The 16,287-nt window shown below is 71.1% G+C and carries 12 protein-coding genes and 2 pseudogenes; 7 read left to right on the forward strand and 7 right to left on the reverse strand.

Going from position 1 to position 16,287, the window contains the following annotated elements:
* Entirely contained in the window at positions 1-1,107 is a 1,107-nt protein-coding gene (locus tag PV963_RS41615; RefSeq protein WP_274821618.1) for an XdhC family protein, read from the reverse strand.
* Positions 1,108-1,293: 186 nt separating this feature from the next.
* Between PV963_RS41615 and PV963_RS41620 the strand changes: the two genes are divergently transcribed.
* The gene (locus PV963_RS41620; RefSeq protein ID WP_274821619.1) at positions 1,294-3,267 is read left to right on the forward strand and encodes an elongation factor G; all 1,974 of its coding nucleotides are present in this window, start codon (positions 1,294-1,296) and stop codon (positions 3,265-3,267) included.
* An 82-nt stretch (positions 3,268-3,349) separates the two neighbouring features.
* On the forward strand, positions 3,350-5,209 hold the full coding sequence (locus PV963_RS41625; RefSeq protein ID WP_274821620.1) for a cellulase family glycosylhydrolase: 1,860 nt from the start codon (positions 3,350-3,352) through the stop codon (positions 5,207-5,209).
* On the opposite strand, the gene PV963_RS41630 is transcribed toward PV963_RS41625, so the two are convergent.
* Entirely contained in the window at positions 5,202-6,458 is a 1,257-nt protein-coding gene (locus tag PV963_RS41630; protein ID WP_274821621.1) for a YncE family protein, read from the reverse strand. The genes PV963_RS41625 and PV963_RS41630 overlap by 8 nt on opposite strands.
* A 164-nt stretch (positions 6,459-6,622) precedes the next feature.
* Here PV963_RS41630 and PV963_RS41635 point away from each other — a divergent pair, with 164 nt between their 5' ends.
* Complete coding sequence (locus PV963_RS41635; RefSeq protein WP_274821622.1) at positions 6,623-7,282, forward strand: TetR/AcrR family transcriptional regulator; 660 nt, start codon at positions 6,623-6,625, stop codon at positions 7,280-7,282.
* Position 7,283: 1 nt separating this feature from the next.
* Here the strand turns inward: PV963_RS41635 and PV963_RS41640 are convergent, their stop codons facing one another.
* Entirely contained in the window at positions 7,284-8,285 is a 1,002-nt protein-coding gene (locus PV963_RS41640; protein ID WP_425541052.1) for a GlxA family transcriptional regulator, read from the reverse strand.
* A 150-nt stretch (positions 8,286-8,435) separates the two neighbouring features.
* Between PV963_RS41640 and PV963_RS41645 the strand changes: the two genes are divergently transcribed.
* Positions 8,436-9,323, forward strand: coding sequence for an NAD(P)-dependent oxidoreductase (locus PV963_RS41645; RefSeq protein WP_274821624.1), 888 nt, complete (start codon positions 8,436-8,438; stop codon positions 9,321-9,323).
* Positions 9,324-9,676: 353 nt separating this feature from the next.
* On the opposite strand, the gene ctaD is transcribed toward PV963_RS41645, so the two are convergent.
* The gene (gene ctaD / locus PV963_RS41655) at positions 9,677-11,281 is read right to left on the reverse strand and encodes a cytochrome c oxidase subunit I (protein ID WP_274821625.1); all 1,605 of its coding nucleotides are present in this window, start codon (positions 11,279-11,281) and stop codon (positions 9,677-9,679) included.
* 105 nt (positions 11,282-11,386) lie between these two features.
* Between ctaD and PV963_RS41660 the strand changes: the two genes are divergently transcribed.
* Both PV963_RS41660 and PV963_RS41665 read left to right on the forward strand, forming a co-directional pair.
* Entirely contained in the window at positions 11,387-11,941 is a 555-nt protein-coding gene (locus PV963_RS41660) for an RNA polymerase sigma factor (RefSeq protein WP_274821626.1), read from the forward strand.
* 560 nt (positions 11,942-12,501) lie between these two features.
* Positions 12,502-13,500, forward strand: coding sequence for a CU044_5270 family protein (locus tag PV963_RS41665; protein ID WP_274821627.1), 999 nt, complete (start codon positions 12,502-12,504; stop codon positions 13,498-13,500).
* A 17-nt stretch (positions 13,501-13,517) separates the two neighbouring features.
* Here the strand turns inward: PV963_RS41665 and PV963_RS41670 are convergent.
* Both PV963_RS41670 and PV963_RS41675 read right to left on the reverse strand, forming a co-directional pair.
* Positions 13,518-13,733: pseudogene (locus PV963_RS41670) on the reverse strand (bifunctional 5,10-methylene-tetrahydrofolate dehydrogenase/5,10-methylene-tetrahydrofolate cyclohydrolase); the annotation flags it as partial.
* Between the two features lie 45 nt (positions 13,734-13,778).
* Complete coding sequence (locus PV963_RS41675; RefSeq protein WP_274821628.1) at positions 13,779-14,144, reverse strand: nuclear transport factor 2 family protein; 366 nt, start codon at positions 14,142-14,144, stop codon at positions 13,779-13,781.
* Between the two features lie 174 nt (positions 14,145-14,318).
* Between PV963_RS41675 and PV963_RS41680 the strand changes: the two are divergent.
* Positions 14,319-14,528: pseudogene (locus PV963_RS41680) on the forward strand (hypothetical protein); the annotation flags it as partial.
* Between the two features lie 4 nt (positions 14,529-14,532).
* Here PV963_RS41680 and PV963_RS41685 read toward each other — a convergent pair.
* Entirely contained in the window at positions 14,533-16,287 is a 1,755-nt protein-coding gene (locus PV963_RS41685) for an ABC transporter ATP-binding protein (RefSeq protein WP_274821630.1), read from the reverse strand.

Genomic DNA, 16,287 nt, shown 5'->3' on the forward strand with positions numbered 1-16,287 from the left:
TCACCGTCGACGGGGCGGATGCACCGCTCCCTCGGTCAGGGTCAGCGGTGCGCCGGTACCGCCCCACCGCAGCGCCACGATCTCGGCCGCGACCGACACCGCCACCTCCTCGGGCGTACGAGCCCCGAGGTCGAGACCGACCGGTGAGCGCAGCCGGGACAGCTCCCGCTCGGTGAGCCCGGCCTCGGCCAGCCGCTTCGCCCGGTCGGCGTGGGTACTGCGGCTGCCCATCGCCCCGATGTAGGCGGCGGGCCGGCGCAGTGCCTCCTGGAGCAGCGGCACGTCGAACTTGGGGTCGTGCGTGAGGACGCAGACGACCGTCCGCTCGTCGGTGTCCGTCTCCCGCAGGTAGCGGTGCGGCCACTCGGCGACCACCTCGACGCCCGCGGGGAAGCGCCGGGGCGTGGCGAAGACGGGGCGGGCGTCACAGACCGTGACCCGGTAGCCGAGGAAGTCCCCGATGCGGGCGACGGCCGCCGCGTAGTCGATCGCGCCGAAGACCAGCATCCGCGGCGGCGGTGCGAAGGACTGCAGGAACACGCTGACGGAGTCCTCGCGGCGCTGCCCCTCGGGCCCGTAGTGCCGCAGGCCGGTGGCACCGAGAGCGAGCTCGCCGCGCGCGTCGGCGGTGACGGCCGCGTCCAGGCCGCTCGCGCCCAGCGTGCCCGACACCCGGTCCGGCCGGACCACGAGCGTCGCCCCGCGCGGCGCCGGGCCGTCGGTCACCGTCGCCACGGTCACCGGCTCTCCGGATGCGACGCAGTCCACGACCTCGCCGAAGGCCGGATCCAGCTCGGGCGTGACGGGACGCACGAGCAGCGTGATCTCACCGCCGCAGGTCAGGCCGACGGCGAAGGAGTCCTCGTCGCTGTAGCCGAAGGTCTCCAGCCGGGCCTCGCCGCTCGCCACGACCTCCTGCGCGAGCTCGAACACCGCACCCTCGACACAGCCCCCGGACACACTGCCCACGACCTCCTCGTCCGGCCCCACCGCCATCGCCGCGCCCGGGTCGCGCGGCGCGCTGCGGCTGACCTCGACGACCGTCGCGAGGCCGAACGGGAGCCGGGCCGCGTACCAGCGGCCGAGCACCGGGAGGATGTCACGCACGACCGGCTCCTTCCACACAGCCCACCGGGTACCCAACCGGCGGTTAATTCCGTTGTGGCCCACCGGGCCGGTCTGCTGCACTGCACGGGTCGACGACGTCACCGAGTCCCGAGGAGTCCCAGATGCGCCCTGCGTCCATGTCCCCCCAGACAGGAACGGCTCTCTCTTCGAAGGACATGACGCTTCGTGCAGTTGCTCAACCTTGGAATTCTCGCCCATGTCGACGCAGGTAAGACCAGCCTGACGGAGCGGCTGCTCCATTCGGCCGGGGTGATCGACGAGATCGGCCGCGTCGACGACGGGAACACCCGTACCGACACCCTCGCGCTGGAGCGGCGGCGTGGCATCACCATCAAGTCCGCCGTCGTCTCGTTCCCGCTCGACGGTGTGACGGTCAACCTCATCGACACACCCGGTCACCCGGACTTCATCGCCGAGGTGGAGCGCGTGCTCGGCGTGCTGGACGGCGCCGTCCTCGTGATCTCCGCCGTCGAAGGGGTGCAGGCGCAGACGCGGGTGCTGATGCGGACCCTCCAGCGGCTGCGCATCCCGACCCTGCTGTTCGTCAACAAGATCGACCGGCGCGGGGCGCGGGACGAGGAGGTGCTGCGGGCGGTCGCGGCCCGCCTGACACCCGCGATCGTGCCGATGGGAACCGCCACCGGCCTCGGCACGCGCGCGGCCCGCTTCGTCCCGGGGCCCGGCCCGGCCGCCGCTCTCGACGTCCTGGCCGACCACGACGACACCCTGCTGTCCGCCTACGTCGAGGGCACCGTCACGGACGCCCTCCTGCGCAGGTCCCTCGTCGCGCAGACCCGGGAGGCCCTGGCCCACCCGGTCTACTTCGGCTCCGCCGCCACGGGCGCGGGCGTGGACGCGCTCCTGTCCGGCATCGAGGAACTGCTGCCGGCCGCCGACGGGGACGCGGACGGGCCGGTCTCCGGCACCGTGTTCAAGGTCGAGCGGGGCCCGGCGGGGGAGAAGGTCGCCTACGCCCGGATGTACTCCGGCACCCTGCGCACCCGCGACAGGATCCCCTTCGGAGCGGACGGCGCCGAAGGCCGGATCACCGGAATCAGCGTCTTCGGCCACGGCACGGCCACTCGTGCGGACGCCGTCGCCGCCGGGGAGATCGCCCGGCTGTGGGGGCTTGCCGACATCAGGATCGGCGACGCGATCGGCGAACCCCGCAAGGCGTACGAGCACTTCTTCGCCCCGCCCACCCTGGAGACGGTCGTCGTCCCGGGGCCCGGTGTGAACCGAGGCGCACTGCACCTCGCGCTCACCCAGCTCGCCGAACAGGACCCGCTGATCGGCCTGCGCCACGACGAACGCCGGCAGGAGACCTCCGTCTCCCTCTACGGCGAGGTGCAGAAGGAGGTCGTCCAGGCCACCCTCGCCGACGAGTACGGTCTCCACGTCACCTTCCGCGAGACCACCCCGCTGTGCGTCGAACGGCTCGTCGGCACCGGCCATGCCGTGGAGTTCAACAAGAAGGACGCGAACCCCTTCCTCGCGACGGTCGGCCTGCGCGTCGATCCCGCACCTGTCGGCTCGGGCGTCGGCTTCCGCCTGGAGGTGGAGCTCGGCTCCATGCCGTACGCCTTCTTCAAGGCCGTCGAGGACACCGTGCGCGAGACCCTCGACCAAGGGCTGTACGGCTGGCAGGTCACCGACTGCACGGTCACCATGACCCACAGCGGCTACTCACCCCGGCAGAGCCACGCCCACCAGGGCTTCGACAAGAGCATGTCGAGCACCGGAGCCGACTTCCGCGGCGTCACCCCGCTGGTGCTCGTCGAGGCGCTGCGGCGGGCCGGGACACGGGTCCACGAGCCGATGCACCGCTTCCGCATCGAGGCCCCGGCCGACACCCTCGGCGCGCTGCTGCCGGTCCTTGCCGGGCTCGCGGCCGTACCGGAGACGACGCGGAACCGGGGCGACCGCTGGGTCCTCGAAGGCACCGTGCCGGCGGCCCGGGTGCACGGCCTCGGACAACTGCTGCCGGGGCTGACACGCGGTGAGGGAGAACTGGAGAGCGCCTTCGACCACTATGCGCCAGTCATGCACGGCACGATTCCCGAGCGTCCGCGCACCGACCACAACCCGCTGAACAGGAAGGAGTACTTGTTGAACGTGACACGAAGGGTGGGCGGTTGAGGTGTGCGCGCTGGCCGAGAGGGAACTTACTCCAGAGTCAGGGGTGTTGACGGTGTCCTGAAATCACCGGACTGTAGTGGACATGCCGACTATCCGAGTACGTCTGCTGGTTGTCCTGGCTGTCCTCTTCGGCTCCCAGTCGGTGGCGGGCGTCCCGCCCGCCACCGCCGCGCCCCCTCCCGGCTCCCTCTGGTTCGACGACCCGACCGTCACCGTGAAGAACGGCCGCTTCACCGACGCCTCCGGCCGCGAGGTCGTCCTGCGCGGCTACAACGTCTCCGGTGAGACCAAGCTCGCGGAGAACAAGGGCCTGCCCTTCGCCTCCGTCGCAGACGCCCGCAAGTCGGCGACCGCGCTGCGCGCCCTCGGTGGCGGCAACACCGTCCGCTTCCTGCTCTCCTGGGCCTACGCCGAGCCCGAGCGCGGCAAGGTGGACACCGCCTATCTGACCGCCGCCACCGACCAGATGAAGGCCTTCCTCGACGCCGGCATCCGCGTCTACCCCGACTTCCACCAGGACCTCTACTCACGGCACCTCTTCGACGCCGACAGCTGGTACACGGGCGACGGCGCGCCCAAGTGGGCGGTGGACGCCGGGAACTACCCGGACGAGTCCTGCGGGATCTGCCTCTTCTGGGGGCAGAACATCACCCAGAACGAGGCCGTGAAGCGCGCCACGTACGACTTCTGGCACAACGCGCACGGCGTGCAGGACGCCTTCCTCGCCACCGCCGAGAAGACCATGGCGTACGTCCAACAGCACTTGAGCGCCGACCAGTTCGAGGGCGTCGTCGGCTTCGACCCCTACAACGAGCCGCATGCCGGCGTCTACGACTCCGGGCAGACCAGCCGCGCCTGGGAGAAGGACGTGCTGTGGCCGTTCTTCGAGAAGTTCCGGGCCCGCATGGACGCGGCCGGCTGGCGGGACAAGCCCGCCTTCGTGGAACCGAACCTCTTCTGGAACGCCAACCTCGACTTCCAGAAGCAGGAGGGCGGCCTGCTGGATGCCGGAAAGCTCGGACCGCGCTATGTGTTCAACACCCACTTCTACGACCAGAAGGCCATCTCCGGCGTCTTCATGTGGGGCAAGGCGGCCGACGGCCAGTACGCGAACGACTTCCGCACGGTCCGCGACCGGGCGGCCGCCGCGCAGACCGCCGCCGTGGTCAGCGAGTTCGGGCACCCCCTGGCGGGCAACGTCTCCGACAAGGCGCCGACCGTCCTCAAGGCGATGTACCAGGCCCTCGACTCCCGTCTGAAGGGCGCCGACTGGTGGTCCGACCCGGCGGCCTCGGGGCCGGTGCTCTCCGGCTCGCAGTGGCAGTGGGACATCTACAACGGCCGCCACCGCGAGCTGATGAACGGCAACCCCGACAAGGTGCTCACCGCCGGTGACGCCTGGAACGACGAGGACCTGTCCGCCGTACGCCTCGACGACTCGGGCAAGCCGGTGCTGCGCCAGGACGCCAGGCTCCTGGACCGCCTCTACCCGAGCGCCACGGCCGGTACGACCGTCGGCTTCACCTACGAGGACCGCTCCCGGGACGGCTCGACGACCCTGACCTGGAACCCGGTGCCCAACTCCTTGCCGAAGGTACGGCAGTTGGTCGGCTCCGGACAGTACGGGCTGTTGCTGTGGCGCTCGGACGGCGGCCGGGCGCCCACCGAACTGCACCTGCCGGCGAGCTTCCCGACCGCGTCCACCACGGTCGTCTCCGACCTGGGCACGGCCCACGCCCCGCCCGCGTACACCTCGACCACCCCGATCGGCGTGGCCCAGGAGCCCGGCGGCACGGGAAGCCGCCGCCTGCTGCTCACCGCGCCGGACTCGGGCGTCCTGCACTACGCGCTGGTGACCAACGGGGCGACGGCTCCCTCGGCGGATCTGCTGAACGCGGCCCGCTCCGAGCTGGCGGCGTGGGCGGCGAAGGAGGTCAACTAGCGGACGGGCTCGTCCAGCCGGCCTCCACATGGCCGAGCCGGACGCGCTGCGGGTGGTCTCCGACCGGCACGGACGCGACCTTCTTCCCGGTGGCGAAGTCGATGGCCGTGACCTGGTCGGTGCCGCTCTCGGAGACGACGCAACTCCTGCCGTCACCGCTGACCGTGGCCCAGTAGGGCTTGGCGGCGGTGACGAGCGGGCCCTCCTGGAGGGTGGTGCGCTCGACGATTGTGGCGTAGTCGTCCATGGTCCCCGCGACGCACAGCTTCTTGCCGTCCGGGCTCATCGAGAGGCCGTGGTGGCGTGAGTCGTTGACGAAGGTGGTGCGGTCGTCACTGGTCGCCGGGTTCTTCGGCAGGGTCTTCGTGCGGGTGATCTTGTCGGTGGCCAGGTCGTACTCGAAGAACCCGTTGAAGAACGACACCTGGAAGTACAGCTTCGACTCGTCCGGCGAGAACACCGCCGGCCGGACCGCGTCGGAGAAGTCCTTCAGGCCGATCGCGTCCAGGCGCGGACGCATGTCGATGACCTTGACCTGCTCGTACGTGGTCGCGTCGATGACGGTGATGCGGCGGTCGCCCTTCGTCCAGTCCAGCCAGGGCGCGTCGGTCTGCGTGTTCACCTCGCCGATCGACATGTTGTAGATGTACTTGCCGTCCTTGGTGAAGATGTTCTCGTGCGGCTTGTCGCCGGTAGCGGCCTTGCCGAGCTGCTTGCCGGTCTCGATGTCCAGGACGTGCACGGTGTTGCCGGTGGACGCCGACACCGCGACCCGTTTGCCGTCGGGGGAGACGGCCATGTGGTCGGAGCGGAAACCGGACACCGGGAAGCGCCAGTTGATCCGCCCGGAGGCGAGGTCGATGGAGACGACGTCGGCGAAGCTGGGCCGGGAGACGACCACCGACTTCCCGTCCGGCGTGGAGTACATGTCGTCGACGAACTGGTCGTGTCCCTCGCCGACGCTGTTGCGGATCGTCATGAAGGCGATCCATCTGATCGGATCGGCGTTGATCTCCGCCATCCGCTCGTCCTTGTCGGGGATGACGTTGATCCGGCCGATCTTCGCCAAGTCGCCGGTGGACTTGATGACATCGGCGGTGCCCTCCCAGTTGTTGCCCACGAACAGCACCTGGCGCAGCGCGGCGGAGGCGTCAGGGGCGTCCGCGTGTGCGGCGGTCGCGGGAAGGGTTGCGGTCAGGGCGAGGGCGGCGGTCAGGGAGCACAGGTGCCGTCGTCGGAAGACGGGCATGGCTGATCCCTCCTCTGCGGGTGGGGTGAGGAATCTGAACACACGTACTTTCAGAGTCAACTTACTGCAAAGTAAGGAAGGAGCGGCCTTCTTCACAAGACCGCGTCCACGACAAAATCGCGTTCGAGGGAAGATGGGTGTTCGAGCGGATGAAGGGAGAGCCGGTGCCGGGCAGACTCAGAGCGCCGACCGGCCGCTATGGCGGCAAGACCGCCGAGGAGCGGCAGGCCGAGCGGCGCCGGCGGTTCCTGGACGCCGCGCTCCAGCTGTTCGGTGACACCCCCGGCTTCCGCGCCACCACCGTCGCGGCGCTCAGCGAGGCGGCCGGGCTGTCAACCCGTCAGTTCTACGAGGAGTTCCGCACCCTGGAGGACGTGCTCGCGGCGCTGCACCTCCAGGTCAACGACTGGGCCGAGGCGGCGGTGCTGGAGGCGGCGGCCGGCGCGGCGGACCTGCCGCTCGTCGAACGCGCGACCGCGATCTTCCGCGCCTACGCCGGGAACGTCGCCGCCGACCCGCGCCGGATCCGCATCACCTTCGTCGAGATCATCGGCGTCAGCACGCGCCTGGAGGAGCAGCGGCTCGCCCGCCGGGCCGGCTGGATCGATCTCATCTGCGCCGAGGCCCGGGGTGCCGCCGCGCGCGGGGAGGCGGCACCCCGCGACTACCGCCTCGCGGCGACGGGTTTCATCGGGAGCGTCAACGGCCTGCTGCACGACTGGAGCGCCGGCTGGGTCGACGCGACGCTGGACGAGGTCGTCGACGAACTGGTCCGGCAGCTGCTGGGGATCCTGCGGCCGCCGGGGTGGAGCCCGCGGGGCTGACTCAGACCCGCGTGCGGTCACGTCCGGTCGCCCGGGCTCCGGGAAAGGCGCGCCGGTAGTCGCCGGGCGAGACCCCGAGGTGCCTGAGGAAGTGGTGGCGGAGATTGTTGGCCGTGCCGAGGCCGCTCAGCTCCCCGACCTTCTCGATCGGCAGGTCCGTCGACTCCAGCAGTGACCGGGCGCGTCCGAGCCGCTGGTCGAGAAGCCACTGCAGAGGCGTCGTCCCGGTGGCGGCATGAAGCCGCCGGTAGAACGTACGCGGGCTCATCGCTGCCCGCCTCGCCAGGTCGGCCACGGTCAGCGGCCGGTCCAGGTTGGCCCGAGCCCACTCGAGGACGGGCGCCAGCCCCGCGTCGTCACTGGCCGGCACGGACAGCTCGATGAACTGCGCCTGCCCGCCAGGCCGGTGGGCGGGCACCACCATGCGGCGCGCCAGCTGGTTCGCGACGTGCGCGCCGAGATCGCGCCGCACCAGGTGCAGACACAGGTCGAGTCCGGCGGTCAGTCCCGCGCTGGTGAGCACGTCGCCGTCGTCCACGTACAGCACCGACGCGTCGACCTGCACCTTCGGGTAGCGCTCGGCCAGTTGTGCGGTGTGCATCCAGTGGGCGGTGGCACGCCGTCCGTCGAGCAGCCCCGCCTCGGCGAGCGCGAAGGCACCGGTGCACAGGGAGACCATGCGGGCGCCCGCGTCATGAGCCCGGCGCAGTGCCTCGATCAGCTCCCGCGGCAGCGGCCTGCCCTCCTCGACGCACGGGTCGGGCACCGAGGGCACGATGACCGTGTCGGCACCGACCAGGTCGTCCAGCCCGTACCGGGTGCGCAGGCTCAGGCCATGACCGTCCGCCGCACCGTGCCCCTCAGACCCGGCCCCGGTCCCGCACAGCCGCAGGTCGTACCAGGGATCGGCCAGATCGGGCTGCGGCTTGCCGAACACGGTGCACGGGATGCTCAGTTCGTACAGATCCCACGAGGGGACCCCGATCTCCTCGGTCACGACCACGGCGACAGAACCGGCACTCATGCTCCGCAGCCTATGGCAGGAATTTGGTGGAGGCCGTCACCGCTGTCACTTTTCCCGATCTCCGTGCCCTGCGAACGTTGACCGTACGTGATCACACGTCACTTTCCAATGGAGCACGAGGAGTTGGGCATGAACGCAGAACACCGGCCGGTCACCGTCGTCGGACTGGGCTCGATGGGCTCGGCACTGGCCGCCACGCTGCTGGAGCGGGGCCACCCGACCACCGTCTGGAACCGTTCCCCGGACAAGGCCCGCCCCTTGGTCGACAGGGGTGCCCGCCTGGCCGCCACCCCCCAGGAGGCGATCGCCGCCTCCCCGCTGACCATCGCCTGTGTGCTGGACTACGAGGCGCTGTACACCGTCCTCGACCCGGCCACCGGCGAACTGGCGGGCAGAACCCTGGTCAACCTCTCCTCCGGCTCTCCCGAGCAGGCCCAGGAGGCCGTCAAGTGGACCCATTCCCACGGGGCCGGCTACCTCGACGGCGCCATCATGACCACCCCGCCCGGCGTCGGCGACCCCGCCATGATGTTCCTCTACAGCGGCTCCCGGGAGGTCTTCGACGCCCACCGCCCCACCCTGGCGACCCTCGGCGACCCCCTCCACCTGGGCACCGACCCCGGCCTCGCCTCCCTCTACGACGCCGCCCTGCTCGGCCTGATGTGGTCCACCATGACCGGCTGGCTGCACGGCACCGCGCTGGTCGGCGCCGAGCGGACATCGGCCACCGACTTCACCCCGGTCGCGATCCGCTGGCTGAGCACGGTGGCGGGCTTCCTCACCACGTACGCGCCCCAGGTGGACGCCGGCCGCTACCCGGGCGACGACGCCACCGTCGACGTGCAGATCGCGACCATCGACCACCTCATCCACGCGGCGGCGGTACGCGGCATCGACAACGCCCTGCCCGAGCTCCTGAAGGCCGCCATGGAGAAGGCCGCCGCCGCCGGCCACGGACAGGACAGTTACGCGAGCCTCATCGAGGTCCTGAGGAACCCCGCCGACAGCGAGGCCTGACACCGGCTGGACCGACACCAGCACCACGAGATTCGCCGCCACCAGCAGCGCGCATCCCAGCAGCAGACCGGCCAGCAGCCGTGCGCGGAGCCTGCGGTACACCGCCTCGTACTCGGCCCGCAGCTCCTGCCCGCGCCGCGCCGTGCGCTGCCACGAGTCCCGGGCGAGGGCGAGGTGCTCGGCCGCGAACAGCCGCTCCACCTCCTCCCGTTCGGCCTTGGGCAGCCGGTCGAGCCGGGCGGCGAAGCGCGCGGCGGCCGCGCGGGCCTCCTCGTGCGCGGCGGCGGCGAGCAGATGACCCTCGACCTGGTTGTGGAACGCTCGCAGGTCCACGGGCAGACCCTCCATGGCGGTCATCGCAGCGTCAGCTCCCGCTCCGCCGCGACGTCCGCGTGGTGCAGGTCGAACGCCGGGGACTCGCTGCGGATCCGGGGGAGGGCGACGAAGTTGTGGCGGGGCGGCGGGCAGGAGGTGGCCCACTCCAGGGAACGGCCGTAGCCCCACGGGTCGTCGGCCGTGACCCGCTCGCCGTACTTGGCCGTCCTCCAGACGTTGTAGAAGAACGGCAGCATCGACATGCCGAGCAGGAACGAGCTGATCGTCGACACCGTGTTGAGCGTCGTCAGCCCCTCCACCGCCAGATAATCGGGGATCCGCCGCTGCATACCCTCCGCGCCGAGCCAGTGCTGGACCAGGAACGTGCCGTGGAAGCCGGTGAACAGCGTCCAGAAGGTGATCTTGCCGAGGCGCTCGTCGAGCATCTTGCCGGTGAACTTCGGCCACCAGAAGTGGAAGCCGGAGAACATCGCGAACACGACCGTCCCGAAGATGACGTAGTGGAAGTGGGCCACCACGAAGTACGAGTCGGAGACGTGGAAGTCGATCGGCGGCGAGGCCAGCAGCACGCCCGTGAGCCCGCCGAACACGAATGTGATGAGGAAGCCGGTCGCCCACAGCATGGGCGTCTCGAACGAGAGACTTCCGCGCCACATGGTGCCGATCCAGTTGAAGAACTTCACACCGGTCGGGACCGCGATCAGGAAGGTCATGAAGGAGAAGAACGGCAGCAGCACACCGCCGGTGACGTACATGTGGTGCGCCCACACCGTCACGGACAGACCCGCGATCGCGATGGTCGCGCCGATCAGACCCGTGTAACCGAACATCGGCTTGCGGGAGAAGACCGGAATGACCTCGGAGATGATCCCGAAGAACGGCAGCGCGATGATGTACACCTCTGGATGGCCGAAGAACCAGAAGAGGTGCTGCCACAGCAACGCGCCGCCGTTGGCGGAGTCGAAGATGTGGGCACCGAACTTGCGGTCCGCCTCCAGGGCGAACAGCGCCGCGGCCAGGACCGGGAAGGCCAGCAGGACCAGGACACCGGTCAGCAGCACGTTCCAGGTGAAGATCGGCATGCGGAACATCGTCATGCCCGGGGCGCGCATGCAGATGATCGTGGTGATGAAGTTGACCGAGCCGAGGATGGTGCCGAAGCCGGAGAAGGCCAGACCCATGATCCACATGTCGGCGCCGATGCCCGGGGAGCGGACCGCGTCCGACAGCGGGCTGTAGGCGAACCAGCCGAAGTCGGCCGCGCCCTGCGGCGTCAGGAAGCCCCCGACGGCGATGAGCGAGCCGAACAGGTACAGCCAGTAGGCGAACATGTTCAGCCGGGGGAACGCCACGTCCGGCGCGCCGATCTGCAGCGGCATGATCCAGTTCGCGAAGCCGGCGAACAGCGGCGTCGCGAACATCAGCAGCATGATCGTGCCGTGCATCGTGAACGCCTGGTTGAACTGCTCGTTCGACATGATCTGCAGACCAGGCCGGGCGAGCTCGGCGCGCATGAACAGCGCCATCACGCCACCGATGACGAAGAACGCGAACGACGTGGCCAGGTACAGCGTGCCGATCGTCTTGTGATCCGTGGTCGTCAGCCACTTCAGGTGCCTCATGCCCCGCCTGTGTCCGCGCCCCGTCCTGACGTCACACTTCCCCGACGCGACGAGAATCACGGAAACGGGTGTGACGATCGGCAAGGTGCCGGACACGAACGGGACATGAGCAACGACGAGATCTTCGCCGCTGCCTATCGCGAGCACTACTGGGCGGTCAGCCGCTATGTCGCGCGGCGACTGGACGGGCGGGCCGGCGAGGTGGAGGAAGTGGTGGCGGAGGTGTTCACGGTCGCCTGGCGGCGCCGGGCCGACCTGCCCTCCTCCCCGCTGCCCTGGCTGTACGGCGTGGCACGCAACTGCCTGGCCAACGCGGTGCGCGGCCACGGACGCCGCCGCCGGCTCGTCGACCGGCTCGGCAACGACGACACCGCGCACGGACGGCACATCGCGGCGGGCCCCGATGCCGACACCCCCGGCGCCTGGGTGCACGAGGCACTCGCCCGGCTCTCCGCGGCCGACCAGGAGGTGCTGCGCCTGACCGCCTGGGAGGAACTCGGCATCGACGAGGTCGCGGTCGCCCTCGGCTGCGGCAGCCGGGCCGCCGCCATGCGGCTGCACCGGGCCCGGCGCCGCCTCAGAGCCGAGATCGACCGTATGCGTCCCGCGGTGGTGGCGGACACCGGGCACTCACCGCGCGAGGGGGCCGGTGATGACTGACGTGGTCTCCGGGCCCGGGGTCGCGGTCGAGGGCGGTCCTTCGACGGCGTTCCACGTCGGCGCAGCCGACCCCCTTGCTCCGTCCTGGGCCGTGATCGATTGTGACGCACGTGCTGTGTCCTGTGCCGTGATCGGTTGTGACGCACGTGCTGTGTCCTGGGCCGCGATCGGTTGTGACGCACATGCTCTGTCCGGGGCCGCGATCGTTTGCGACGCGCGCTGCTTGCCCGGGACCGCGATCGGTCACGGCGCAGGCGCTCTGTCCGGGGCTGTGCCTCACTGCGGCGCACGCCTCCTGTCCGGGGCCGCGCCCCGCCGCGGCACGTGCCGCTGGTCCCGGACCGCGACCGGTCGTGCCGCAGGCGCTCTGTCCTGGGCCGTGTCCCGCCGCGGGGTGTGTCGCTGGTCCGGGATCGCGATTGGTCGCGTCGCACGCGCGTTGTCCGGGACCGCGCCCCGGCGCCACGCACGCCCCCTGCCCCCGCCCCCGACCGGCGGCCACGCCCCTGTCCCGCGCCTCCTGCCCGCCACCCACGTGACCGCCCTTAAGGAACACGGCCATGGCTGACGAACTCGAACTGCTGCGCGGTGCCAACCCGGCGCCGTCCGACGGCCCTCACTTCGGCGACGGCCCCCTGGACCACGGTGCCGAGCGCCGGCTGGAGCGGCTGCTGCGTGAGCGGCCCTCCGGCCGACTACGGGACCGGCTGCTGCCGGGCGCCGGCCGGCCCCGGCTGGCCTGGGGACTCGTCGCCACGGCCGTGGTCGCCGCCCTGTCGCTGACCCTCGCACTGAGCGGCCCGAACACCACACCGGCGGTCGCCGCCCCCCGTCCGCTGGTGGTGCAGACCGGCTCCACACCCCTGCCCCTGGACCGGCTGGCCGAGCGTGCCGAACAGGCCGCCGCCGACGGCTCGCCCCGACTGCGCAAGGGCACGCACGTGCAGTCCTGGAGCATGGGCATGTCGGACGACAAGCCCCCGATCACGCTCCCCGAGGAGCGCATCGTGCGCTGGTATGCCGACGGCAGTCACACCGAGCTCGTCGTGGCGACCGACCCGAGGCATCCGGGCCGCCCGGTCCTCTCCGGCGCGGGCGGCGAACCGCACCTCGTCGACGACGGGCACGTCCTCAGCGACCAGACCTATCCGCCGAGCTGGAGCGACGCCCCGCCCCAGTCCCCGCCGCCGCACGACCCCGCCCGGCTGCGCACCTACCTGACGGAGGCTCAGTACTCCGCCACTCCGCTGACCACGCCCCAACTGCTGGACGCCGTCGAGGTGCTGCTCGACCACTGGACCCTCGGCGCCCGGGAGACCGCGGCGCTCGCCCGCCTCCTGGCCGGCACCGAGGGGCTGCGGCCCGTCGGCCAGGTGACCGACCGATTCGGGCGGCGCGGTCAGGCGTACGTGTACGACGGCCCCGGCGGCCGTCGCATGCTGATCATGGACCCGGTCACCGGTGCCGTCCTCGGCCTGGAGAGCACCTTCACCACCGCCGAGCCCGAGTACGGCGTCAAGAAGGGCGACGTGATGTCGTACAGCGCGTGGATGCGCTGATCACACCCCCTGCCCGCACCGAGCTGCCGGGCGGTGGCGTCCACGGTCTGCTCCAGCGGCGTGGCGATGGTCATCGGGCCGACGCCGCCCGCCACCAGTGTGATCAGCGAGGTCCGCTCCACGGCGGAGCCGAAGTCGACGGCGCCGACGTTGCCGGGGTTGTACCCGGCGTCGATCACGACGGCGCCGGGCTTGCCGTCCTGGCCGCGGATCAGCCGGGGCCGTCCCACGGCGGGTGACCGTCGCGTCCCGGGCGAGCAGCAGCGTGCCGTCCTCCCCTACTCGTCCCAGGCCTGGACCAGAGTCTGCTCGGCGATCTTGCCGTCCCGCAGCGAAAGCATGGACTCGGACAGGACACGCACCCCGTCCGTGTACTCGCAGCTCTCGCTGTAGGCGGCCTCGTCGCCCTGGATGACGCACCGCTCCAGCTTGTGCGACATGTCGCGGCTGTAGACGTCCTCCAGCATCCGGCTGATCTCGTCCCGGCCGTGCAGGACCTTGGGGTGGCTGGGCTGGCTCGTGCGGTCGACGATGCGGAACTCCGCGTCGTCCGCGTAGAGCGAGAGGAGGATGTCCGGGCTCTGTCCTTCCACGGCCCGGCGCAGTGTCTCGCGGTCGAAGGCGGGGTCTGCAGCGGTTCCCATGATGACCTCCTTCGAAGGGCCGCGACCCGGTCGGGACCGGGCCGCGAGGGGCCTCTCCTGTCGAGCCTCCTCCCGTCCGGCGGGCTCGGCAAACGCAGCCGGACCACTGGGCCTGACGCGTGAGCGCCACCGCCCGCCCGTGTCCGCCGGGGACCCGCTCGCGCTGCGACAGGCATGATCTCAACACGACGTGTCGTCGCCGCCGTTGGTCTCGCCGCGGGTGTCACCGGCCTCGCCGCGCCGATGGCGCACGCGGCCGACGCGGAGTCCCGGAGCCCGCTCAGCCCGGTCGCCACGCTCGACTCGCTGACCGTGAGCGACATCCCCGCCGAGCACGAGGACGAGATCCCGCGGCCCTCCTCCCAGCCGACCGGGCTCAACCGCCGGCTCAGTCCGCCGCGGCCAGGAACTGGGTCGCCGCCAGCTCCGCGTAGAGCGGGTCGGCGGTGACCAGCTCGCGATGCGTGCCGACCGCCCGGACACGACCCGCGTCCATCACCACGATCCGGTCGGCCATCGTCACCGTGGACAGCCGGTGCGCCACGACCAGGACCGTCGTCGTACGGGCCACGTCCGCGACGGTGTCGCGCAGCGCCGCCTCGTTGACCGCGTCCAGCTGCGAGGTCGCCTCGTCGAGCAGCAGCAGCCGGGGGCGGCGCAACAGAGCCCGGGCGATGGCGACCCGCTGCCGCTCACCGCCGGACAGCTTGGTGCCACGATGCCCGACGAGCGTGTCGAGACCGCCGGGCAGCCGGGCGACCAGACCGTCGAGACGGGTCGTCTTCAGCACCCGCGCGAGGGCGTCGTCGTCCGCCTCCGGATTGCCCAGCAGCAGGTTGTCCCGCAGAGAGCCCGACAGGACCGGCGCGTCCTGCTCCACGTAGCCGATGGCGGCGCGCAGTTGCGTCAGCTCCCAGTCGGCGAGGTCGCGCCCGTCGAACGTGATCACCCCGGAGTCCGGCTCGTAGAACCGCTCGATCAGCGAGAAGACGGTGGTCTTGCCGGCGCCGGACGGGCCCACGAACGCCGTCATGCCCTGCGCGGGCACGGCGAACGTCACCCCGTGGTGGACGTACGGCAGGTCGTCGGCGTAGCGGAAGCGGACGTCGTGGAAGGCGAGGGTCGCGGGCTGCGCGCCGGGGGAGGGGAGCGGGGCGACCGCGGCCGCCGGCTCGGCGGGCAGACGCAGCGCCTCCTGGATGCGGGTGAGGGCCGCGGCGCCCGTCTGGTACTGCGTGACGGCGCCGACGACCGACTGTATCGGGGACATCAGGTAGAAGACGAACAGCAGGAACGCGACCAGCGTGCCCACGTCGATCGCGCCGGTCGCCACGCGCGCGCCACCCACCGCGAGCACCGTGATGAAGGCGATCTGCATGGCGAGCCCCGCCGTGTTGCCCGCGGCGGCCGACCACTTGGCGGCCCGCACACTCTGCCGCCACGACTCCTGCGCCGCCTCGTGCAGCGTGCGTTCCTCCCGGTGCTCGGCACCGGACGCCTTCACCGTGCGCAGGGCGCCGAGGATCCGCTCCAGCGAGGCACCCATGACACCCACCGCGTCCTGCGCCTGCCGGCTCGCCTTGTTGATACGCGGCACGATCACGCCGAGGATCACGCCGGCGCCCAGGATCACGGCCAGGGTGACGCCCAGCAGCACGGCGTCCACCAGGCCCATCATCACCACCGTCGCGACGAGCGTGAGACCGCCCGTGCCCAGGCCGACCAGCGAGTCGGTGGTGACCGCGCGCAGCAGGGTGGTGTCCGAGGTGATGCGGGCCATCAGATCCCCGGGTTCGCTGCGGTCCACGGCCGTGATCCGCAGCCGCAGCAGATACGACGACAGGGCGCGCCGCGCGCCGAGCACCACCGACTCGGCGGTGCGCTGCAACACGTACGAACCCAGCGCGCCGACCGCCGCGTTGGCCACGATCAGGGCCGACATCACCAGCAGCGCCCCGGTGATGGCCCGGTCGTGCGCCAGATCGTCGATCAGGTCCTGCGCCACCAGCGGCAGCATCAGCCCGGTCGCCCCGGTGACCAGCGAGAGCACCGCACCGGCGAACAGGGACCGGCGGTGCGGCCGTACGTATCCGAGCAGCAGCCGCCAGGCGGGCGTACCGGTATCGGTCTCTGCGATGCTCAC

The sequence above is a fragment of the Streptomyces coeruleorubidus genome, assembly GCF_028885415.1.
In the GTDB taxonomy this organism is placed as follows: Bacteria; Actinomycetota; Actinomycetes; order Streptomycetales; family Streptomycetaceae; genus Streptomyces; species Streptomyces coeruleorubidus_A.